The sequence below is a fragment of the Vibrio stylophorae genome (genome assembly GCF_921293875.1).
Taxonomy (GTDB): domain Bacteria; phylum Pseudomonadota; class Gammaproteobacteria; order Enterobacterales; family Vibrionaceae; genus Vibrio_A; species Vibrio_A stylophorae.
The window spans coordinates 2,027,634-2,049,665 of record NZ_CAKLDI010000001.1 but is presented as its reverse complement, the minus strand read 5'-3'; the positions used below and the strand labels follow the sequence as shown (position 1 = coordinate 2,049,665).

Genomic DNA, 22,032 nt, shown 5'->3' with positions numbered 1-22,032 from the left:
TATTAAGGTGTGTAGACGCTAACACCTAGCTCATCTTCACGACGGGTTTTGCTCATCATCTCAGCAGGTGAGGTGATGCTACGTAGACCCATCTCTTGCTCGGTGCGAACCAACTCACCACGGAGTGAGTTCGGGAATACATCAGTGATGGTGACATCAACAAATTGACCAATCAGCTCAGGCTGGCCAATAAAGTTCACCACACGGTTATTTTCAGTACGGCCACGAAGCTCCATTGGGTTCTTCTTCGATGGGCCTTCAACCAAAATACGCTGCTCAGTACCAAGCATCAAGCGAGAATAGCGCATCGCTTGGCTGTTGATTTGCTGTTGCAAACGGTACAAGCGCTCTTTCTTCGCTTGCTCTGGGGTGTCATCTGGCATATCTGCCGCTGGTGTCCCTGGGCGAGGTGAGAAGACAAAGCTAAAGCTCATATCGAAATCGATATCCGTAATCAGCTTCATGGTTGCTTCAAAGTCAGCTTCAGTTTCGCCTGGGAAGCCAACAATAAAGTCAGAGCTAATGGCGATACCAGGGCGCGCTTCACGTAGCTTACGAATCTTTGATTTGTACTCAAGCGCTGTATGTGGGCGCTTCATCATGGTCAAAATACGATCGGAACCGCTTTGTACCGGTAGATGTAGGAAGCTCACCAACTCAGGGGTGTCTTTGTACACTTCAACGATATCGTCGGTAAATTCGATTGGGTGGCTGGTGGTGTAACGAATACGATCGATACCATCAATGGATGCCACAAGGCGAAGTAGCTCAGCAAAGCTACAGATTTCACCATCAAACGTTGCGCCGCGGTAAGCGTTTACGTTTTGACCCAATAGGTTTACTTCACGCACACCTTGTTCTGCAAGTTGCGCAATTTCGTAAAGTACGTCATCCATTGGACGACTCACTTCTTCACCACGGGTATAAGGCACCACGCAGTAAGTACAGTATTTAGAACAGCCTTCCATAATGGATACGAAAGCCGTTGGACCTTCTGCACGAGGCTCAGGCAGGCGGTCGAATTTCTCAATCTCAGGGAATGAGATATCCATCACTGGCGCTTCATCGCTTTGAGATTGTTTGATCATCTCAGGTAAGCGGTGCAGGGTTTGTGGACCAAAGATCACGTCAACGTAAGGTGCGCGTTCACGAATGTGATCGCCTTCTTGGGTAGCAACGCAGCCACCAACACCAATGACGATGTGTGGGCGTGCATCTTTGAGTGTTTTCCAACGACCGAGCTGATGGAATACTTTTTCCTGCGCTTTTTCACGAATTGAACAGGTATTCAAAAGCAGCACATCAGCTTCTTCTGGGATCTCTGTCAGCTCGTAGCCATTGGTGCTATTGAGAAGATCGGCCATTTTTGATGAATCGTATTCGTTCATCTGACAGCCCCAGGTTTTGATTAGTAATTTCTTTGACATTTTACCTATCGCTCATACTTATGTGTGCTTCGTGTTGAGCCTGCAACCCAGATAGGGTGCGGATCTTCCTGCTGACATCGCTAGCAAGCGGCGTATTGTACTCGTTTCAAACCGTGCTGACTAGATGCTGACCTGTGTCACTTTTGCTTCCAATTGTGTGGAAAATAACCCTAAGATTTGTCGGTAAAATTTCGAATCATCTGCTGTGAATATCGTGAAACTAGCTGGATGGACTTGAGCTAGGTACACTTGAGTCAAGGTTTCATATTGATGATGACAAAATGTTTGATATCACCATTATTGGCGGTGGCATGGTGGGTGCCGCGATGGCGCTTGGTAGCGCTCGATTAGGGTTGAAAGTTGCGCTGCTAGAAACAATGCCACCAAAGTCGGTGGCCGCAAGCGAACCCTATGATTTACGCATCTCTGCGATTTCCGCTGGCTCCATTGCTTTGCTGGAGTCATTGGGTGCTTGGCCTGATGTTTTAGCGCAACGCGCAACGCCTTATCGCAGTCTTGCTACTTGGGAGCTGGGCCAATCAAAGGTGAGTTTTGATGCCAAAGCCCTCGATCGCGATATGCTGGGTTATATGGTCGAAAACCGCGCTATTCAATGGGCACTGTGGCAGCAGCTCAAACAATATCCGCAGGTTGAATTGGTTGAAAGCAAAGCCGCGTCTTGGCAACGCAGTCCTCATGCTCAGCATCGTGAAAATGCTCAATGTGGCGACCATTATCAGCTGATGCTTGAAAATGGCCGTGCGATTGAAACGCGCTGGCTTATTGGTGCCGATGGCGCCAATTCTTGGGTCCGCCAGCAAGCGATGATTGGTCTGTCTGAATTTGATTATCGGCAGCACTGCTTACTGATGATTGCTGAAACGCAAACACCGCACCTTGAGCAAACTTGGCAGTGGTTTACACCATCCGGCCCGCGCGCTTTACTGCCACTCAGTGAATCGCACACTTGCTTGGTGTGGTATGACAATCCTAAACGCATTCAAGCGTTAAGTCAGATGCATCTATCACAGCTTAGCGAGCAGGTGATGCAGGCATTTCCAGAGAAGCTTGGTGAAGTCGCGATTATTTCTCGTGGCAGTTTTCCACTGCGTCGTCGCCATGCCAAAACCTATATCGCGCCGAGTCTGGCGTTATTGGGGGATGCAGCTCATACCATTCATCCATTAGCGGGGCAGGGTGTGAATCTCGGCTTTAAAGATGTGGCCGTGCTACTCGAAGAGATGGAAAAGCGTCAGGCGCATTGGTGTCAGCAAGAGACCTTGCAAGTCTATCAGCAGCGCAGACAACCCGATAACTGGCTGATGCAAAGTGCTATGGATAGTTTCTACTTAGGTTTTAGTAATGACTGTTTGCCGCTGAAGATCGCTCGCAATGCGGGATTGGCGCTCGCTCAGCGAGCCGGGCCATTGAAAAAACTGGCCCTGAGTTATGCCCTAGGACTTTAAGTCAATGCGATCCTCGCGTTTAAGTGAGGCAACTTGTTCTAAGCCGCAGTGATGCGGCTTTTTTATATCTAAGGTTTGTCGCTTATGGGGGCGGAGCGAAAACATATAGCTCAGTCGCGTGATTAGAGCGTTATGTTGCCTGATTTGATGTGAGGCTATGAAGGGAAAAATATCGATAAAGAAAAAGCCCAGCAATGAATATCACTGCTGGGCTCAATCATGGTGCGGAAGGAGAGACTCGAACTCTCACACCTCGCGGCGCCAGAACCTAAATCTGGTGCGTCTACCAATTTCGCCACTTCCGCATGTTTGTAGAATCAATTGCGTGGCTGAGTTGAACTCTGGTGCAATTGTTTCGTTGTCAGTTCTAAGATTTTTCAATCTTAGAGAAAAGTGGCAGGTCTACCTGGATTCGAACCAGGGAATGACGGGATCAAAACCCGTTGCCTTACCGCTTGGCGATAGACCTGCAGATGACAGCCAGTGCTATCTAATTAATGGTGCGGAAGGAGAGACTCGAACTCTCACACCTCGCGGCGCCAGAACCTAAATCTGGTGCGTCTACCAATTTCGCCACTTCCGCAAATTTTTATCGTCATTCCGCTTATCAGCAAAACAACTAAAATATGGCAGGTCTACCTGGATTCGAACCAGGGGATGACGGGATCAAAACCCGTTGCCTTACCGCTTGGCGATAGACCTACAGTGTTCAACTGAATGAACTTTACAATTTGAATGGTGCGGAAGGAGAGACTCGAACTCTCACACCTCGCGGCGCCAGAACCTAAATCTGGTGCGTCTACCAATTTCGCCACTTCCGCATTCAAATTGTGTTCTCACGATTAGGTGAGAATGGTGGCTACGACGGGATTTGAACCTGTGACCCCATCATTATGAGTGATGTGCTCTAACCAGCTGAGCTACGTAGCCAACTTTTCTAAGGCAAACCTTAGAGAATAATGGCAGGTCTACCTGGATTCGAACCAGGGAATGACGGGATCAAAACCCGTTGCCTTACCGCTTGGCGATAGACCTACAGCGATAGTTTTTACTATCTAAATTATGGTGCGGAAGGAGAGACTCGAACTCTCACACCTCGCGGCGCCAGAACCTAAATCTGGTGCGTCTACCAATTTCGCCACTTCCGCAAATTTTTATCGTCATTCCGCTTATCAGCAAAACAACTAAAATATGGCAGGTCTACCTGGATTCGAACCAGGGAATGACGGGATCAAAACCCGTTGCCTTACCGCTTGGCGATAGACCTACAGTGTTCAATTGAATGAACTTTACAATTTGAATGGTGCGGAAGGAGAGACTCGAACTCTCACACCTCGCGGCGCCAGAACCTAAATCTGGTGCGTCTACCAATTTCGCCACTTCCGCATTCAAATTGTGTTCTCACGATTAGGTGAGAATGGTGGCTACGACGGGATTTGAACCTGTGACCCCATCATTATGAGTGATGTGCTCTAACCAGCTGAGCTACGTAGCCATCTTGTTTTCTTACCCTGCTAGCACAAGGGCGGAGCAGTGTAACAAAGAATTTGTGGCAGGTCTACCTGGATTCGAACCAGGGGATGACGGGATCAAAACCCGTTGCCTTACCGCTTGGCGATAGACCTACAGCGATAGTTTTTACTATCTAAATTATGGTGCGGAAGGAGAGACTCGAACTCTCACACCTCGCGGCGCCAGAACCTAAATCTGGTGCGTCTACCAATTTCGCCACTTCCGCAAATTTTTATCGTCATTCCGCTTATCAGCAAAACAACTAAAATATGGCAGGTCTACCTGGATTCGAACCAGGGAATGACGGGATCAAAACCCGTTGCCTTACCGCTTGGCGATAGACCTACAGTGTTCAATTGAATGAACTTTACAATTTGAATGGTGCGGAAGGAGAGACTCGAACTCTCACACCTCGCGGCGCCAGAACCTAAATCTGGTGCGTCTACCAATTTCGCCACTTCCGCATTCAAATTGTGTTCTCACGATTAGGTGAGAATGGTGGCTACGACGGGATTTGAACCTGTGACCCCATCATTATGAGTGATGTGCTCTAACCAGCTGAGCTACGTAGCCATCTTGTTTTCTTACCCTGCTAGCACAAGGGCGGAGCAGTGTAACAAAGAATTTGTGGCAGGTCTACCTGGATTCGAACCAGGGGATGACGGGATCAAAACCCGTTGCCTTACCGCTTGGCGATAGACCTACAGTGTTCAACTGAATGAACTATTACAACTTGAATGGTGCGGAAGGAGAGACTCGAACTCTCACACCTCGCGGCGCCAGAACCTAAATCTGGTGCGTCTACCAATTTCGCCACTTCCGCATTCAAATTGTGTTCTCACGTTTAGGTGAGAATGGTGGCTACGACGGGATTTGAACCTGTGACCCCATCATTATGAGTGATGTGCTCTAACCAGCTGAGCTACGTAGCCTACATATTTTGCATCGGTCGGTGGCTCACTGCTTTGTGGTCTCCGTCCTGACTGCGGGGCGCATTATGCTAATCTCAGGGAAAAGCGTCAACCATTTTTTTGGAAAAAACGCGATTCTCAGCGCGTTCGCGTGGATTTTAAACAAAGCGATTGATAGTGCGACAAAAGTCGCTGTAAAAAACATCAAAAATCGGTTGCTGGTTTGTAAATTAAATGCATGCATCATGGCGTTCGGGCGAAGCAAAAGAGGTGACTGAAAAGCGTGTTTGCAAATGTCGCTGAAGATATAGCCAATGATATTGACGTGCTTTCGTCGTGAGTGATTTGCTGACAGGCAAAATTGTGTTGCCTTGTCTTATTTTTTGGCGTTTTGTTGCGCTTTGCCTAGGATCTTCCCATATTTTGCTGGCTAGATTTAGGCGCTTAGCTATAAGCCCGTTCGTGATTAGAAAAGAATAGTTGGTGACTAGAAAAGAATGTTGCGTCGAAATTTTGAATAAAACACATAAAAAAACGCAGCCGAAGCTGCGTTTTTTATTGCGCTAAACGTGATTAAACGTTGAAGCGGAAGTGCATTACATCACCATCTTTGACGATGTATTCTTTACCTTCCAAGCGCCATTTACCGGCATCTTTCGCACCGTTTTCACCGCGGTAGGTGATGAAATCGTCATAACCGACGACTTCTGCACGAATAAAGCCTTTTTCAAAGTCGGTGTGGATCACTGCCGCTGCTTTTGGCGCTGTTGCACCCACAGGGATGGTCCATGCACGGACTTCTTTCACGCCAGCGGTGAAGTAAGTTTGCAGCGCAAGAAGCTCGTAACCAGAACGGATCACACGGTTAAGGCCTGGTTCTTCGATGCCCATATCTGCCAAGAACTCTTCACGGTCAGCATCATCAAGCTCAGCAATTTCTGATTCCATTGCCGCGCAAACTGGGACCACAACTGCGTTTTCTTCTGCTGCTCGTGCCATCACAAGATCAAGGAATGGGTTGTTTTCGAAGCCATCATCATTGACGTTGGCGATGTACATGGTTGGTTTGAGTGTCAAGAAGTGCAGGTAATCGATGGCTGCCATCTCTTCTTTGCTCAGATCCATAGAACGCGCCATGCCACCTTCGGTCAGTACTGGCAGCATTTTTTCTAGCACTTTGATTTCGAATTTCGCATCGTTATCACCACCTTTTGCGCGTTTTGCAAGGCGCTGCATGGCACGCTCACAGGTGTCAAGGTCAGCCATGGCGAGTTCTAGGTTGATGATATCGATATCTTCAAGTGGGTTGATACGGCCAGCAACGTGTACGATGTTTTCGTTTTCAAAGCAGCGAACCACGTGACCAATGGCATCGGTTTCACGAATATTGGCAAGGAATTTATTGCCAAGACCTTCACCTTTTGAAGCGCCAGCAACCAAACCTGCAATATCCACGAACTCCATTGTCGTTGGCAGGATGCGCTCTGGTTTTACGATTTCTGCCAGCGCTTCCATACGTGGATCAGGAACAGGGACCACACCTGTGTTTGGCTCAATGGTACAGAAAGGGAAGTTTGCCGCTTCGATACCAGCTTTGGTGAGTGCGTTAAATAGGGTAGATTTACCGACGTTAGGCAAGCCAACGATGCCACATTTAAAACCCATGATAGAGCCCTTTGTTAGTCTGCTTTAAAAGCGTGAAGACGGTTTTGCGCTTTGGCTAAACCCTCTGAGAGTAAAATATCCAAACAGCGTACGGATTCATCGACGCTGCGATCCAATAAAATTTGTTGGTCGGTGGGTGCTTTGGTAAGCACATAGCCCGCCACTTTATCTTTATGGCCCGGATGACCAATACCAATACGTAGGCGATAGAAGTTTTTATTATTGCCTAGCGAGCTGATGGTATCGCGTAGGCCATTATGACCACCATGACCACCACCGAGTTTAAATTTAGCAACCCCAGGTGGGAGATCGAGCTCATCATGCGCGATCAGAATTTGCTCTGGGCTGATGCGATAAAATTTCGCCATGGCCGCAATCGCTTTTCCTGAAAGGTTCATAAACGTTGTTGGGATCAATAAGCGTAACTCACCTTTCGCGGTATTGATGCGGCCAGTGTAGCCAAAGAATTTCGCTTCTTCTTTAAGTGTGACTTGATGTTGGCGTGCCAACTCTTGTACCACCCATGCACCCGCATTATGGCGTGTAGCCTCATATTGTTGGCCTGGATTGGCCAAACCGACGAGAAGACAAATATCTGCGTTCACGATGAGAAATCCTTGATGGTCAAAGGGCCTCGGCCCAAAAAAGCGCGTTATGTTATCACTAACCACGCGATGAGCTCAAACGAGAAACAAAAACGCCTCGCATTGCGAGGCGTTTTTTCAACCTGAGGTGCGATTAGTGTTCAAACATCGCAGAAACAGATTCTTCGTTGCTGATACGACGAATCGCTTCAGCAAGCATGCCAGAAAGAGTCAATTGAGACACTTTACCGGTTGCCAGAATATCTTCACGAAGTGGAATAGAGTCAGTGATGATGATCTCGTCCAATACTGATTCGCGAATGTTTTCTACTGCAGTGCCTGAGAATACTGGGTGCGTTGCGTAAGCGAATACACGTTTTGCACCGCGGTTTTTCAACGCTTCAGCCGCTTTACATAGGGTACCGCCAGTATCGATCATGTCGTCCACGATGATACAGTCACGACCTTCAACATCACCAATCAAGTGCATCACTTGAGACACGTTTGCACGTGGGCGACGTTTGTCGATGATTGCGATATCAGTGTCATCCAAAAGTTTCGCGATAGCGCGTGCACGGACAACGCCACCGATATCTGGAGAAACAACCACTGGATCTTCAAGTTTCTTAGCCAACATATCTTCAAGTAGCACTGGGCTACCAAATACATTGTCTACAGGCACATCGAAGAAGCCTTGGATTTGTTCTGCGTGAAGGTCAACAGTCAATACGCGGTCAACGCCAACGTTTGATAGGAAATCAGCAACAACTTTTGCGGTGATTGGCACACGAGCACTACGAACGCGGCGGTCTTGGCGGGCATAGCCAAAATAAGGGATAACTGCGGTAATACGGCCTGCTGATGCACGACGAAGGGCGTCGATCATCACCACCAGTTCCATTAGGTTATCATTGGTTGGTGCACAAGTTGATTGAATGATGAAAACATCGCTACCACGTACGTTTTCATTGATTTGTACACAAACTTCGCCGTCAGAAAAACGGCCTACGGTGGCGTCGCCAAGGGAGATGTATAAGCGGTCGGCAATACGTTGGGCTAGTTCCGGTGTCGCGTTACCGGCAAACAGCTTCATATCAGGCACGGTGGAAACCTCAGGGTTGCATCCATTTAAATTGTTGTTCGGTTAAGTGTTGCGCTTGAGTGCCGCGAGTAAAGGTGATTGGTTCAATCCTTTGGCAACAAATCCACTTAACCAGTGCGGTCTCGCTTGAAACGCAGTCTGTGCATGCTGCTTATCGGCAAATTCACCGAATAAACAAGCACCCGTTCCGGTCAATCGAGACGGCGCGTATTCTAGCAGCCATGAAAGTCCCATATCAACCTCAGGATACAGAGTTCTCACGATATTTTCGCAATCGTTTCCGTAAGGCGCGTCAAATAAGGCTTCAGCGCTACGCTTTGGTGTGTTGCGTGTCAACTGTGGATGACCAAAGACGCTCGCCGTGGCAATTTGTACATCTGGCTTGACAACCAAATACCAATTTTCTTTTGGTTCTGCGGGGGTAAAGAGCTCACCGACACCTTCTGCAAGCGCAGCATGGCCGTGTACAAAAATGGGCACATCAGCACCTAAGCTCAGACCCAAATCAGCCAGTTGTTGCGGCGAACATTGGGTTTGCCATAGTGCATTGAGCGCGACCAAGGTGGTTGCCGCATTAGACGAACCGCCACCTAAACCGCCACCCATGGGTAAAATTTTATCGATATGAATGTGTGCACCAAGCTCGCATTGGCTGTGTTCTTTGAGGTGTTTGGCCGCGCGATAAATGAGGTTTTGCTCGAGCGGTACATCGGCAAATTCAGGGGTCAGGGTGATCTCGCCACTGGCATTGGGCGTGATGGTGAGGGTGTCCCCATAATCTAAAAATTGAAAAAGGGTCTGCAGATCGTGATAACCATTGGCACGCTGCCCCGTAATATACAAAAACAGGTTGAGCTTGGCGGGCGCTGGCCATTGGCTTGTTTGATTGAGATAGGGATTCTGTGCTGCAGTCATAGCAATGCTCATTGGTTACGTTTTCGCTTATTGGTCTAGCTGCCATTCGGAGATGGCGATTTTTATTTTTAAGGTGTCGTGCGATAGCGTGAGGTTCAGTGGCAATACATAAAGCTGACCATCAACCACCACATCTTGGTAGCTGTGATAGACCAACGTCCAGTGCTGACCTTGATGCCACTTGGTGAGCTGTGCGACGCGGCCTTTGTCGTCAAAGACAATATCGTCGGCATCGGTCGGCAGGCCTTTGAGCCAATCGCGCAGGGTATCCACTGGTAGTTGTAGGCCAGTGAGTTGCCAAATGAGTGCTGGGGCATTGGTGCCCACATAGGTCTGGTCGTCATCATCAATCAAAGTGGCAGTGCCGCCTTCAACTTCCAGTAGCAGGCGAGTTTGGCCCATAAAATCCGTGAGCCGCACTTGGTAATCACGCTGCTGCTGACGCCAGTATAGTGATAGCGAAAATTTTTCTTTGGGTTGGGTGTTGATATAGCCCAGTTTGCCACGCACCGTGTAGTTGTCGACTTGCTTGAGTGCTTGAACTTGTTCGGGCCAATTCACAGATTGGTCTGAGGGGGTAATGCTACAACCACTGACCAGTAAAATCAGTGCCAAACTGAGCAGACGAGAGCTGCGCGAAAATAGGGTGCTAAACATCCATTTATCCTTGTGATGTAATTTGCGGCAAAGCAGCGCAACACTGATAATATCTTGATAAACGAACAAACAGTGTACCATTAGCGGGCTTTTCCTGTGAATGACCCGTGTCATTGCTTTTCATGAAGGCGGCCATCAAGTAGAATCCGCCGATAGCTTTTTTTTCAGAGGCGCACTTGCTTCCTTTGCTGTTACGAGACCATTCCACGTTATGATTTTGCTTGCGATTGGCATCAATCATCAAACTGCGCCCTTAGCCCTGCGAGAGCAGGTGGCGTTTGGCCCAGAGAAATTAACGCAGGCACTAACTCAACTGAAAGACCACCCAGATGTAGATGGGGTGGTGATTGTCTCTACCTGTAATCGAACGGAACTCTATTGCGCGATGCGACAAGCAGGCGCGGCAGTCATGCTGGACTGGCTGAGTCAATTTCATCAAGTGTCTTTAGAGCAGTTGATGCCAAGTGTTTATATCCATGAAGAGCAAGCGGCGGTGAAACACCTGATGCGTGTTTCCTGCGGCTTAGACTCCATGGTTCTCGGGGAACCTCAAATTTTAGGCCAAGTGAAAAAGGCCTACCAAGACGCCAAGCTAGGCGGCTGTCTTGGTTCGACGCTTGAGCGCGTTTTTCAGCGTACCTTTGCCATTGCTAAAAAGGTGCGTACAGAAACAGATATTGGCGGTAACGCGGTATCTGTGGCTTATGCTGCATGCTCTTTGGCGCGTCAGATTTTTGAATCTTTAGAGCAAGCCACTGTGATGTTGGTGGGCGCAGGCGAGACCATCGCTTTGGTCGCTCAGCATCTTCATGAGCATGGCTGTCGCCAGCTCATTGTGGCGAACCGTAATTTAGATAATGCGCAAATTTTCGCTGAGCAATATCAAGCTCAGGTGATTGGTTTGCCAGAAATTAGCGAGCAAATCGCTCGCGCTGATATCGTCATTAGTTCCACAGCAAGCCCACTGCCAATTGTTGGTAAAGGGATGGTGGAGCGTGCATTAAAAACACGCCGTCAGCGGCCAATGCTGCTGGTGGATATTGCGGTACCACGCGATATTGAACCTGAGGTGGGCGAGCTCAATGATGCTTACCTCTATACCTTAGATGAGCTTGACGCCATTATCGCTCAGAACCAAGCACAGCGCCGCGTTGAAGCGGTCAAAGCGGAAGTGATGGTGACTGAGCATAGCGCTGAATTTATGCAGCAGCTACGTGCCTTGCTTGCGGTGGATCATATTAAGTTATATCGCCAGCAAACAGAGCGAATGCGCCAAGAATTGATACAACAGGGATTGCAGCAAATTGCCAATGGTCAAGACCCAGAGCGTGTGCTGCAGACTTTGACTAGTAAGTTAACCAATAAATTGATCCATGCCCCCACCGTTGCCATGCAAACGGCAGCGAAAGCGGGTGATCCAGACCGATTGCGTGTGATTTGCGAGAGTTTGGGTTTGGATTCTCAAGAGTGAAACAAAACCTATGAAACCATCGATTTTAGCCAAATTAGAAGCCTTGGTTGAGCGCTATGAAGAAGTGCAACACCTATTGGGTGATCCGGGCGTACTTGGCGATCAAGACCGATTCCGCGCACTTTCAAAAGAGTACTCGCAGCTCGAGGAAGTGACCAAGTGTTTCCAAAACTATCAGCAAGCACAGCAAGATTTAGATGCCGCTTTTGAGATGGCGCAGGAAGATGATCCTGAGATGCGTGAAATGGCGCAAGATGAGATCAAAGCGGCGAAAGCAGCCATGGAAACCATGACGGCTGAGCTACAAATTTTGCTACTGCCAAAAGATCCAAATGATGATCGCAACTGCTTTGTGGAAATTCGCGCCGGTGCTGGTGGCGATGAAGCGGGTATCTTTGCTGGCGATCTATTCCGCATGTATAGCCGTTATGCAGAAAAGCGTGGCTGGCGTGTGGAAGTGATGAGCGCGAACGATGCTGAGCATGGTGGTTACAAAGAGATGATCGCCAAAATCAATGGTGATGGTGCTTACGGCGTACTGAAATTTGAATCAGGCGGTCACCGCGTGCAGCGCGTTCCTGAAACCGAATCTCAGGGGCGTGTGCATACGTCGGCTTGTACGGTTGCCGTGCTACCTGAAGTGCCAGAAGCTGAAATTCCAGAGATCAACACCAACGATCTGAAAATCGATACCTTCCGCTCTTCAGGCGCGGGTGGTCAGCACGTTAACACCACGGACTCAGCCATTCGTATTACCCACTTGCCAACAGGTATTGTGGTGGAGTGTCAGGACGAGCGTTCACAGCATAAGAACAAAGCCAAGGCGATGTCTGTACTTGCAGCGCGTATCACGCAAGCTGAAAAAGACAAACGTCAGGCGGAAGAAGCGAGTACCCGTCGTAACCTGCTTGGTTCGGGCGACCGTTCTGACCGCATTCGTACTTACAACTATCCACAGGGCCGCGTGTCCGATCACCGCATCACCTTGACGGTTTACCGTCTGACTGAAGTGATGGAAGGTGATTTGGATTGTATGGTGCAGCCGGTATTGCAAGAGTATCAAGCCGACCAATTGGCGGCGCTCTCTGAGCAAAACTAATGGCAGCATTGCCAAACCTTGAACAGGCGCAGCAATTTGCCTGCGCCCAATTTGAAAGTGAAAGCGCCAAACTCGATGCGGCGCTTTTGCTGTGTTTTGTGCTGGATAAACCGCGCAGCTATCTCTTTACTTGGCCTGATGCACAGCTTTCAGAAGTCCAGTGGCAGCAATACCAAAACTTGATTAGCCGTCGTCAGCAAGGTGAGCCCGTGGCTTATTTAATTGGCGAGCGTGAATTTTGGTCACTGCCTTTGTCTGTCTCCCCCGATACCTTGATTCCACGGCCTGATACCGAGCGCTTGGTTGAAGTTGCGCTGGAACTGCTTCCCGCATCAGCGGCAAGTATTTTGGACTTAGGTACAGGTACAGGCGCGATTGCTTTAGCGTTAGCTAGTGAGCGTCGCGATTGTGCGGTGACTGGGGTGGATCGCATTGAAGGTGCGGTGCAGCTTGCGCAGTGCAATGGACAAAAACTCAACCTGCCACAGGTTCGCTTTGTACAGAGCAACTGGTTTGATGCCTTGGCTGGTCAGCGTTTTGATCTCATTGTTTCTAATCCGCCCTATATTGATGATGCCGATCCCCATCTTGAGCAAGGTGATGTACGTTTTGAGCCTCGCTCTGCCTTGGTGGCTGGTGATCACGGCTTGTCGGATATCGATTGGATTAGCACGCATGCCATTGACCATTTGCAATCCGGTGGTTGGTTGGCCTTTGAGCATGGTTACGATCAGGGTTTGGCAGTTCGACAGCTACTACAACAAAAAGGGTATTGCCAAGTTCGCACCGAACAAGACTATGGTGGTCGCGATCGCGTCACCTTAGGTCAATGGCAGCCATAGAAGTACAATAAATAGCCGAACAAAAATAGCAGCACAAAATAGAACAACAATAAGGAGTCACAATGATTTCCATCATGCACTACAGCCATATTATTCTGGTGATCTTGAGCGTCAGCTTGTTCACTTTTCGTTTTTCTACCTTGCTGGTGCCATCTCTTGCTCGTCAGCCGTGGCAACAGCATCGAATGATGAAAATGCTGCCACGCGCAGTCGATACACTGCTGATTGTGACTGGTTTAATGTTGATGCTGAGTTTGCAGATCAACCCACTAGCGCCAGAGCACCGTTGGTTACTTGAAAAATTCACCTGCCTATTTGCTTATATTGCACTGGGCGTTATGGCGATGAACCAAGCGCGTGGCCGATTGTTCCGTACATTTTGTGGCTTAGGTGCCCTTGGCTGGGTGGTGATGGCAGTGACGCTTTCATTGACCAAGCAAAGCTATCTATTTGGTTAATCAAAAGCAGTGCTCAGCAAAGCGCACTGCTTTTCTATGTTGTATCGATAAAATAGATTTGGTTTTGCCATCGTTGCTTACCACGATGGATTGCGGTTTAAATTCATAAAGATAAGTTATGCAACAACTGACAGATACCTATATTGATTCTCTTTCCCTTGCCGAGGGAGCGCTGGCGCTCGCAGAGCAAATTGGTATTTCTGATCGCCGCCAATGGTCACTATTTCAATTAGAAAAGTTTGACCAAGAGGCGCAGCATCTATTGGCGCAAGAGTCCCACCTACCGCTGCGTTTAGAGGGATTGCTTCGCCTGTTTTATCGCGAATGGGGATTTGCCGGCGATCGCGAGCAATATTTTAGCTCGGACAATGTGTTTATCGACCGCGTAATTGAGCGCCGTCGTGGGATCCCTATTAGTTTGGGTGCTATTTTTCTGCACTTAGCCACCAAACTTGAGTTACCGATTTCACCAGTGGGCTTTCCCACCCAATTTTTACTTCGTGTGGATTGGCCGGATGCGCCGCGCCAGTTTATCAACCCATTTGATGGTGAGTTTGTCAGCGAACATGTACTGCAAGCTTGGCTCAAGGGTAATGAGGGGCCTTTTACTTTGCTCACTGCAGCCCACTTGGCGCCGACCGGTCATGCTGAATTGATTGGTCGCTGGCTCGCGGTGATGAAAAGTGCCCTAATGCGCGAAGAGCAATTTGCATTGGCACTACAATGTAGTCAGCTTGCGCTGCGCTTTTCGCCCGATGATCCATACGAAATTCGTGATCGTGGTTTTATTTTTCAGCAATTGGACTGTTACCATGCCGCGCTGAGCGATTTTAATTACTTTATTGAGCACTGCCCTGAAGATCCCGCGGCCGATATTTTAAAAGCGCAGGTGAAATTATTGGCGCAGCAGCCCCTGACCATTCACTAATGGAAATAGAATGATGCAACAAAAACGAGTTCAAATTGGTGACATTACGGTTGCCAACGATATGCCTTTTGTCTTGTTCGGCGGGATGAACGTCCTGGAATCACGTGATTTAGCCATGCGTATTTGTGAGCACTATGTGAAAGTGACTGACAAATTGGGGATCCCTTATGTCTTTAAGGCCTCTTTTGACAAGGCAAACCGCTCATCTGTGCACTCTTACCGTGGTCCTGGTCTTGAGGAAGGGATGCGCATTTTTGCTGATCTAAAAGCAGAGTTCGGCGTTAAAGTAATTACCGATGTGCATGAAATTGAGCAAGCGCAACCCGTTGCTGAAGTGGTTGATGTGATTCAGCTACCTGCGTTTTTGGCGCGTCAAACTGATCTTGTGGAAGCGATGGCAAAAACAGGCGCAGTGATCAACGTGAAAAAACCGCAGTTTATGAGCCCAGGTCAAACCGGCAACATCACTGAGAAATTTGCTGAGTGTGGCAACGAGAACATCATTCTTTGTGAGCGCGGTAGCTGCCATGGTTATGACAACCTTGTTGTCGATATGCTCGGCTTTGACGTGATGAAAAAAGCGACCAAAGGCGCGCCAATTATTTTTGACGTAACACATTCATTGCAGTGTCGCGATCCATTGGGCGCAGCTTCTGGCGGTCGTCGTGAGCAAACAGTTGAGCTTGCCTTTGCGGGGATGTCGACCAAGATTGCGGGTCTATTTATGGAAGCGCACCCAACACCAAATGATGCGCGTTGTGATGGCCCATCAGCCTTCCCATTGGATCAACTTGAGCCATTCTTGGCGCAGGTAAAACAATTGGATGATTTGGTAAAAAGCTTTAGCCCAATCGCCATTGGCTAAAAAATCGGGTGGCTAACGCTTAGCCCCGACGCTGATATAAAAATCTGTATCAAGATCCATCAAAAACCGCTCAGCCTGAGCGGTTTTTTTATGCGTGCTTTTCGCGTTGGAATATGGGTGGCAGTGAAAAAAAGCAATAAAAAAGGCGAGTTTTGCTGATGGAAGAGTGGCAGCAAAACTCGCCGAACAGGTGCGGCCGGATTGGCTTCTAATTAAAGTTTGAAGCGGCCAATTTCTTGATTAAGACTTGTTGCTAAATGCTTCAGTTGGTTGGCTTGATTGAGGGCATCGGTTGCCTCCTGTGCCAGTTCTTCGGCAACCTCGCGAACGGTTTCTGTGTTTTGAGTAATTTCAGCGGTCACGGCGCTTTGCTCTTCAGCCGCAGAGGCAATCTCCGTGGCCATATCGCTAATGCGGGTGACGGACTGATTGATTTGGCTGAGGCTATCATTGGCGCTATTGGCATCTTCAACACTGGTTTCAGCCAGCGTTTTTGAGCCGCGCATCAGTGTCACTGCTTGCTCGGTAATTTGCTGCAAGGTTTCGATGGTTTGTTGAATCTCCGAGGTGGAGGCGTGGGTGCGCTGACTGAGCACCCGCACTTCATCGGCTACCACGGCAAATCCACGCCCTTGCTCACCAGCGCGCGCCGCTTCTATCGCCGCATTAAGCGCCAAAAGGTTCGTTTGATCGGCGATATCCTGAATGGTCGACAAAATACTCGAAATATTATTGGCATGGTTGCTGAGCTCAGCAATCACCGTGGTAGCATTGTCCACTTCACTAGCAAGGTTGGTGATTGACTGCTGACTCTGACTCACCACAAAGCGGCCTTGCTCAACATGATCGACGGTTTCCCCTGATGTGTGCGCCGTGTTTTCCGCATGGCTGGCAATTTGCGTGGTCGCAGAGGCCATCTCTGTCATTGCCGTTGCCACCATATTGATCTCCCCTTGCTGTTGCGAGATACGCTCAGCACGAATCTGCGCGTGATGTGCGGTATCATCGGCTTGCGACGATAACTCATCACTGACTTGGCGAAGGTGGCTCATCATGCTATGCATTTTGCTGCAAAAGGCGTTGAATTGGCGCGCGAGCTCGCCCACTTCATCTTGGGTATGTACCTCAATGCGTTGGGTGAGATCAGCATCGCCCGCCGCAATGGCAACCATAGCGTTAGACACTTGCTTGAGATTCACGAAGAGATAGTTGACCAGCCAAGAGAGTAGGCCAATCACCACCGCCATAAACACAATGGAGAAGATAATCTGTTGCTTTAGCAGGGCGTAGAATCCGGCTTCTTCCGTGCTTTCATCGAGTTCAATGGCAAAGAGCCAATGGTTACCGCGAATGGGAGTAAAGAAGTAGAGCTTTTGTTCATCATCTCGCTCAACGGTCATCATGCTGCGATCTTTGGCACTTTGATAAGCCAGCTCGCGATCCATTTGCGGATTAAATGTCATCATATTTTTGCCAAGCCACTGCGGTTCCGGATGAGAAAGCAAACGGCCATCGCTGTCGACCAGCATCGAGAGCGTATTGGTACCCGCATTGTATTGGCTAATCACTTTTTGCAGGTGTGATAGCGGCACATCACCGCCGACCACGCCAATCACTTGTTCCTGTGCGCGCATGGGGATCGCGATGGTGACCATGGCGCCTTTATTGTCTGATCCTTCATACACAGGCGTGATGATCAGTTGGTTTGCTTTGAGCGCCTGTTGAAACCATCCAGCTTTGCGCGCGTCGATGGTGGGATGGCGACCATTGAGGCCAGCGACATAAAAATCGCCATTGAGTCGGCCAAAGAAAATATCGGAAAACTGGCCCGCTTTTTTTAGCGCCAGCATGTCATGATCCACCGCTTGTTCATTGTATGGATTGAGAAAATCCAAGGTGGCGATCATATGTTGTTTTTGCTCCAGCCAGCTGGAGATGGACTCTGATGCAATCAAACTAAGACTTTGCGCACGTGTCTCAATTGAGTCGCGTGTTTGTTGAAAAAGCGCGTTTGAAGCAAAGGTAGCTAATGAGACGCAAGCAATTAAGATTGCGCTTAAAAAGGCTGCTAGTAATTTTTGTTTTAGTGTTAAGTTCATGATCTGTTGCATATTTCACTATGGAATAAACAGATGCTGATGATAAAAAAACCAGTCAAATATATCTTGGCTGAGCATCATGTTTTATTGATTAATTAATCAACGACTGTGATCGCCTCAATAACTTTCACTTTTTGCTTAATATTTCTGTCAATGTGCGTTTTCTGAAGAAAGGGTGGGGCGAAAGAAAAGGATAAAACGCGTTCCATATTTGTATGGATTACTGTGCATATCACGCTGGGCAGAGGGATAATGTTCACCTGTGTGTTTTATGCAACTGCGTCCATTTGTGGGAGATTTGTCACTCAAATGGTAGGTCAATTGACCGTAACTTGTGCGCTTCATCGCACCCTCTTGATAAATAGACCAATGTTCAGTGATGGGGTAATAACTTATAGAAGTTTAGACGTCTAGATGTTGACTCGAATTATAATTGTCTCTACCCTGCAGGCTGCTCATACAACAAGATCATGATAATTATGACGACTGCAACACAAGATGCTGAGATCAAAGCATCCTTCTTAGCCCTCACGCCGCTCGCCCTATTTATCGCCCTATTTGTCGGGGTGGGCGCTTACTTAACACATCAAGGTGTGGACTACGCGTTCTACCAATTGCCAGCGCCAGTTGCGATTTTGCCTGCGATTATTTTGGCCATCGTTTTGGGTGCGGTGCGTTATCGCCACAGTTTGTCGCAAAGCATTGAAAGCTTCCTCAGTGGCATGGGCCACAGCGATATCATTGCGATGTGTTTGATCTATTTACTCGCCGGTGCATTTGCTACCGTTGCCGATGCCACCGGCGGGGTAGATGCCACCGTCGGCTTGGGCTTATCACTGCTTTCAGCGCAATGGATGTTGCCTGGCATCTTTATTATCTCTGCTTTTGTTGCCACCGCCATGGGCACCTCCATGGGCACCATTGGCGCTATCGCGCCCATTGCGTATGGTATTGCGCAAAGTGCAGGGATCGATCCTGTACTGATGGCTGGCGTGGTGCTCAGTGGTGCCATGTTTGGTGATAACTTATCGATTATTTCTGATACCACCATCGCGGCAACCCGCTCTCAGGGTTGTAATATGAGCGATAAATTTAAAGCCAACCTGTGGATCGCGCTACCCGCAGCGATCATCGTGTTGGTTTTGTTTTTTAGCCTCAATCAAGTGACCGAAGTCCCAGCGGTACCTGAGTCCATTGAGTGGATCAAGGTGCTGCCTTATTTGACCATTCTGGTACTTGCCGTGGCTGGGATGAATGTGTTTGTGGTCCTGACCATTGGTATCTTGATGGCCGGCGGTTTAGGGCTTGTAACCATGCCTGATTATCAGCTGACCCACTATGTGCAAGATATCTATAAAGGCTTTACCAATATGCAGCAAATCTTCTTGCTCTCACTATTGGTCGGCGGCTTGGGTGAGTTGATGCGCAAGCAAGGTGGCTTGGCGGCTTTGCACCAGTGGATTAACCGTGTGATTGAGCGCGTTAGCCGTGGTCAAGGTAAAAACCGTCCCGCTTGTGAATTGGGTATTGCCACTCTGGTCAGCGCCAGTAACGTGTGTGTGGCCAACAACACCGTGGCCATTATTGTTTCAGGTCAGGTCGCAAAATCGCTGGCGATGAGTCATGACGTGAGCGCTAAACGCGCCGCGAGCTTGCTGGATATTTTCTCCTGCGTGGTTCAGGGCCTGATTCCATACGGCGCGCAGGCACTGCTGGTGGGCGCAAGTTTTAAACTATCGCCAGTAGATGTGATCACCCATTCTTACTACGCCATGGTATTGGCCGTATGCGCGATTGTGGCGGTCTTTATTCGCCATGCGGCGCGAAGCGCTGCTCAGTCGGCATAGCAATGAGTTGAGAGGGCATAGGCAATCGCCCGCCATCCATATCAAACAAGCCACCTTCGGGTGGCTTTTTTGTTATGGCTCAATCGCTGTCGATGACAGGGTGATTGCTATACCGATGATCGCTATGCTGGTGATTGTTATGCCAGCGGGATTATTTTGTAAGTGAATGAAATATCGAAATAAATTGAGTGATAGTGGTTGTAACTATCTGAATTAAATTGGTTTTATGACTTTCTCTTTTGATACAACTTGGTGCGATAACTTTATTGTTCGGGGTTGCTATGTCTTTTTCTGCATTTATTCAGGCGCTTGCGCCATCTGCACATAATCAAATTGCGGCGCCTGAGATGGTGGATCGCTATCGTGACTGGTTGCCTGTATCGCTTTTGGATTTGTGGCAAACCCACGGTTTTGGTTTTTATGGCGATGGCCTGTTGCAGCTGATTAATCCCGATGATTATCGCGACAATCTTTGGGGATGGTTGATGCGTGATGAAGCCGATATGAGCCGTCTGCCCATTGCCCTTACCGCATTTGGTGGTTTGATTTATTATCGCCAGCTTGATGAAGCTATTTGCGATGTCGCTTATATCGATACGCAAACTTCAAGCACGAGCGTTTTAGCCTATGATCTCGCGAGTTTCTTTAATGAGTGCTGCCTTGATCCTGAGGTGCAGCGTGAAATTTTCCAATCTGAGCTTTTGGCGCAAAGTCGTGCGTGTCATGGTTCATTAAAGCGCAATGAAGTCTATGCGCTATCACCTGTGCTGCGCTTGGGTGGGGATTATCAATCCTCGATGTTACATATCAGTCTCGCGCGGCCTTATCTTGATTGGCTGCTTGAACTTGCCCTTGATGAAGGCGAGCAAGAGGAGGGCGTATATGAAGATCACAACGCAAGTGTTGATGAATGCGATGAATATGATCAATATGCCTTCGAAGCAGACGACATCTTTGACGACACTGAAGATAGGCAGATGCTTGAAGACTTACTGAAAGCCAATACTGAGCTCATGGACATCGCCAAGCATGTGATGGAGCCGACTCAGCGTATTCAGCTTTATTGTCAGCACTGGCAACTTATGCGTTCGCTGTGCATGACGCAATTGTCGCTTAGCGATGAGCCTTATTACACGGAAGATGAATGGCCGCCAATGCTGGCGCAAATCAATGCCATTCATGCTCAGCCCAATGTCGATCTTTCGCATTGCCGCGTCTTTACCCAAGAGCCATCTTACTTTGCGCCTGTATTTTTTAATTTTGAGCAGTTAGAGCAGATGAGCGCGCAGTGGCAGGGTGAGGAGCAGGTGACGATGCAAACACAAGGCGAAGCGTTTCCTACCACCGTGACTTTTGAGCTCAAACGACAAGCCGATGGCAACTGGTTGCTCACACGAATTTGCGAGCAGGTTTTATCACCTGAGCTACTTGAACTGGGTTATGAATAGCGTTCGGTGATAAATAGCGCTTGGCGATGCATAGCGCGATGAATCGAGGTTAAGCCCTCAGACCAAACTTCAGTTTTTGATTTAAAAAATGCCGCACTCAAGGGTGCGGCATTTTTATTGGTGTCTTATTTAAGCGTGCAAGCCATGGATTGGTGAACAATATTGGCTTCCATAAAGGGCTCGCCGTAGGGCTCAAATCCCAGCTTTTGATAAAAGGGAATGGCACTTTGCTGCGCGCCTAAAAAGACGCGCGCTAACCCCTGTGCTTTTGCCTGAGTAAGTAGCGCTTCGATGATTTGTTTACCAATGCCAAGATGGCGATGGCTGGCTTCTACGGCAATTCGGCCAATGTGACCATCACTGAGCATGCGCCCCGTCGCGACAGGTCGCGCTTGATCGTAGGCCAGTACATGAAAGGCATTGGCATCGAGGGCATCGAACTCAATTTCAGGCGCGATATTTTGCTCCTCAATAAACACATGCTCACGTACGGCGCGAATATGGGCGCGCTGTTGTCCCTGATAGGTGGCAGATAGAATTTGGATCATCAATATGAAACTCGACCATGAGAAGAAGCTGCAAGTTAGATTGCAAAACAGAAAACGGCATCAGCGATGAAATCGCGATAAAGCGAGTGTACCCCGCTTTATCACTGGAAAACCATGTTTTATAGCTACAAAAGCCACGTTTAATTCGTGCTGAAATGACGCCGTTAAGCTGTTATATCAATCGCTTC

Annotated in this window: 17 protein-coding genes and 19 tRNA genes; 9 read left to right on the top strand and 27 right to left on the bottom strand. The window is 48.5% G+C overall.

The window, feature by feature from the left end; genetic code table 11:
* Positions 1 to 2 precede the first annotated feature (2 nt).
* On the bottom strand, positions 3 to 1,427 hold the full coding sequence (miaB, locus tag L9P36_RS09470; protein ID WP_237466435.1) for a tRNA (N6-isopentenyl adenosine(37)-C2)-methylthiotransferase MiaB: 1,425 nt from the start codon (positions 1,425 to 1,427) through the stop codon (positions 3 to 5).
* A 281-nt stretch (positions 1,428 to 1,708) separates the two neighbouring features.
* On the opposite strand from miaB, the gene L9P36_RS09465 reads away from it, so the two are divergent.
* Positions 1,709 to 2,893 carry an FAD-dependent monooxygenase gene (locus L9P36_RS09465; RefSeq protein WP_237466434.1) on the top strand — a complete coding sequence of 395 codons (1,185 nt, stop codon included), beginning with the start codon at positions 1,709 to 1,711 and terminating at the stop codon, positions 2,891 to 2,893.
* A 220-nt stretch (positions 2,894 to 3,113) separates the two neighbouring features.
* On the opposite strand, the gene L9P36_RS09460 is transcribed toward L9P36_RS09465, so the two are convergent.
* The 24 genes from L9P36_RS09460 to lolB all read right to left on the bottom strand — a co-directional run bounded on the left by L9P36_RS09460 (position 3,114) and on the right by lolB (position 10,239).
* Positions 3,114 to 3,198: transfer RNA gene (locus L9P36_RS09460), tRNA-Leu, on the bottom strand.
* Positions 3,199 to 3,287: 89 nt separating this feature from the next.
* Positions 3,288 to 3,362, bottom strand: a tRNA-Gln gene (locus L9P36_RS09455).
* A gap of 29 nt (positions 3,363 to 3,391) precedes the next feature.
* Positions 3,392 to 3,476 (bottom strand) — tRNA-Leu (locus L9P36_RS09450).
* A 44-nt stretch (positions 3,477 to 3,520) separates the two neighbouring features.
* A tRNA-Gln gene (locus L9P36_RS09445) sits at positions 3,521 to 3,595 on the bottom strand.
* A 34-nt stretch (positions 3,596 to 3,629) separates the two neighbouring features.
* A tRNA-Leu gene (locus L9P36_RS09440) sits at positions 3,630 to 3,714 on the bottom strand.
* Positions 3,715 to 3,746: 32 nt separating this feature from the next.
* Positions 3,747 to 3,823, bottom strand: a tRNA-Met gene (locus L9P36_RS09435).
* 30 nt (positions 3,824 to 3,853) lie between these two features.
* Positions 3,854 to 3,928: transfer RNA gene (locus L9P36_RS09430), tRNA-Gln, on the bottom strand.
* Positions 3,929 to 3,956: 28 nt separating this feature from the next.
* Positions 3,957 to 4,041 (bottom strand) — tRNA-Leu (locus L9P36_RS09425).
* A 44-nt stretch (positions 4,042 to 4,085) separates the two neighbouring features.
* A tRNA-Gln gene (locus L9P36_RS09420) sits at positions 4,086 to 4,160 on the bottom strand.
* Positions 4,161 to 4,194: 34 nt separating this feature from the next.
* Positions 4,195 to 4,279 (bottom strand) — tRNA-Leu (locus L9P36_RS09415).
* Between the two features lie 32 nt (positions 4,280 to 4,311).
* Positions 4,312 to 4,388, bottom strand: a tRNA-Met gene (locus L9P36_RS09410).
* A 55-nt stretch (positions 4,389 to 4,443) separates the two neighbouring features.
* Positions 4,444 to 4,518 (bottom strand) — tRNA-Gln (locus L9P36_RS09405).
* A gap of 28 nt (positions 4,519 to 4,546) precedes the next feature.
* A tRNA-Leu gene (locus L9P36_RS09400) sits at positions 4,547 to 4,631 on the bottom strand.
* Positions 4,632 to 4,675: 44 nt separating this feature from the next.
* Positions 4,676 to 4,750: transfer RNA gene (locus L9P36_RS09395), tRNA-Gln, on the bottom strand.
* Positions 4,751 to 4,784: 34 nt separating this feature from the next.
* Positions 4,785 to 4,869 (bottom strand) — tRNA-Leu (locus L9P36_RS09390).
* Between the two features lie 32 nt (positions 4,870 to 4,901).
* Positions 4,902 to 4,978, bottom strand: a tRNA-Met gene (locus tag L9P36_RS09385).
* Positions 4,979 to 5,033: 55 nt separating this feature from the next.
* Positions 5,034 to 5,108 (bottom strand) — tRNA-Gln (locus tag L9P36_RS09380).
* Between the two features lie 35 nt (positions 5,109 to 5,143).
* Positions 5,144 to 5,228 (bottom strand) — tRNA-Leu (locus L9P36_RS09375).
* Positions 5,229 to 5,260: 32 nt separating this feature from the next.
* A tRNA-Met gene (locus L9P36_RS09370) sits at positions 5,261 to 5,337 on the bottom strand.
* Between the two features lie 552 nt (positions 5,338 to 5,889).
* Entirely contained in the window at positions 5,890 to 6,981 is a 1,092-nt protein-coding gene (gene ychF, locus L9P36_RS09365; RefSeq protein ID WP_237466433.1) for a redox-regulated ATPase YchF, read from the bottom strand.
* 14 nt (positions 6,982 to 6,995) lie between these two features.
* A complete protein-coding gene (gene pth, locus L9P36_RS09360; protein ID WP_237466432.1) occupies positions 6,996 to 7,586 on the bottom strand; it encodes an aminoacyl-tRNA hydrolase in 591 nt (196 codons plus the stop codon).
* Between the two features lie 133 nt (positions 7,587 to 7,719).
* Positions 7,720 to 8,667, bottom strand: coding sequence for a ribose-phosphate pyrophosphokinase (locus L9P36_RS09355; RefSeq protein WP_237466431.1), 948 nt, complete (start codon positions 8,665 to 8,667; stop codon positions 7,720 to 7,722).
* Between the two features lie 42 nt (positions 8,668 to 8,709).
* Positions 8,710 to 9,582, bottom strand: coding sequence for a 4-(cytidine 5'-diphospho)-2-C-methyl-D-erythritol kinase (gene ispE / locus L9P36_RS09350; RefSeq protein ID WP_237466430.1), 873 nt, complete (start codon positions 9,580 to 9,582; stop codon positions 8,710 to 8,712).
* Positions 9,583 to 9,609: 27 nt separating this feature from the next.
* A complete protein-coding gene (gene lolB / locus L9P36_RS09345) occupies positions 9,610 to 10,239 on the bottom strand; it encodes a lipoprotein insertase outer membrane protein LolB (RefSeq protein ID WP_237466429.1) in 630 nt (209 codons plus the stop codon).
* 211 nt (positions 10,240 to 10,450) lie between these two features.
* On the opposite strand from lolB, the gene hemA reads away from it, so the two are divergent.
* The 6 genes from hemA to kdsA all read left to right on the top strand — a co-directional run bounded on the left by hemA (position 10,451) and on the right by kdsA (position 15,902).
* On the top strand, positions 10,451 to 11,710 hold the full coding sequence (gene hemA / locus L9P36_RS09340) for a glutamyl-tRNA reductase (RefSeq protein ID WP_237466428.1): 1,260 nt from the start codon (positions 10,451 to 10,453) through the stop codon (positions 11,708 to 11,710).
* Positions 11,711 to 11,720: 10 nt separating this feature from the next.
* The gene (gene prfA / locus L9P36_RS09335) at positions 11,721 to 12,809 is read left to right on the top strand and encodes a peptide chain release factor 1 (protein ID WP_237466427.1); all 1,089 of its coding nucleotides are present in this window, start codon (positions 11,721 to 11,723) and stop codon (positions 12,807 to 12,809) included.
* Complete coding sequence (gene prmC / locus L9P36_RS09330; protein ID WP_237466426.1) at positions 12,809 to 13,651, top strand: peptide chain release factor N(5)-glutamine methyltransferase; 843 nt, start codon at positions 12,809 to 12,811, stop codon at positions 13,649 to 13,651. The genes prfA and prmC overlap by 1 nt, the downstream gene beginning before the upstream one ends.
* 62 nt (positions 13,652 to 13,713) lie before the next feature.
* Entirely contained in the window at positions 13,714 to 14,109 is a 396-nt protein-coding gene (locus L9P36_RS09325) for a SirB2 family protein (protein ID WP_237466425.1), read from the top strand.
* Between the two features lie 118 nt (positions 14,110 to 14,227).
* A complete protein-coding gene (locus tag L9P36_RS09320; protein ID WP_237466424.1) occupies positions 14,228 to 15,037 on the top strand; it encodes a SirB1 family protein in 810 nt (269 codons plus the stop codon).
* 10 nt (positions 15,038 to 15,047) lie between these two features.
* Positions 15,048 to 15,902 (top strand): 3-deoxy-8-phosphooctulonate synthase, encoded by an 855-nt coding sequence (gene kdsA / locus L9P36_RS09315; protein WP_237466423.1) that lies wholly within the window; start codon positions 15,048 to 15,050, stop codon positions 15,900 to 15,902.
* Between the two features lie 212 nt (positions 15,903 to 16,114).
* Here the strand turns inward: kdsA and L9P36_RS09310 are convergent, their stop codons facing one another.
* On the bottom strand, positions 16,115 to 18,001 hold the full coding sequence (locus L9P36_RS09310) for a methyl-accepting chemotaxis protein (protein WP_237466422.1): 1,887 nt from the start codon (positions 17,999 to 18,001) through the stop codon (positions 16,115 to 16,117).
* Positions 18,002 to 18,477: 476 nt separating this feature from the next.
* Here L9P36_RS09310 and L9P36_RS09305 point away from each other — a divergent pair, with 476 nt between their 5' ends.
* Together L9P36_RS09305 and L9P36_RS09300 are read left to right on the top strand one after the other, a co-directional pair.
* A complete protein-coding gene (locus tag L9P36_RS09305; RefSeq protein ID WP_435532777.1) occupies positions 18,478 to 19,848 on the top strand; it encodes a Na+/H+ antiporter NhaC family protein in 1,371 nt (456 codons plus the stop codon).
* Positions 19,849 to 20,129: 281 nt separating this feature from the next.
* A complete protein-coding gene (locus tag L9P36_RS09300; protein ID WP_237466420.1) occupies positions 20,130 to 21,296 on the top strand; it encodes a GAD-like domain-containing protein in 1,167 nt (388 codons plus the stop codon).
* 125 nt (positions 21,297 to 21,421) lie between these two features.
* Here L9P36_RS09300 and L9P36_RS09295 read toward each other — a convergent pair whose 3' ends face one another.
* On the bottom strand, positions 21,422 to 21,844 hold the full coding sequence (locus tag L9P36_RS09295) for a GNAT family N-acetyltransferase (protein WP_237466419.1): 423 nt from the start codon (positions 21,842 to 21,844) through the stop codon (positions 21,422 to 21,424).
* Positions 21,845 to 22,032: the final 188 nt, after the last annotated feature.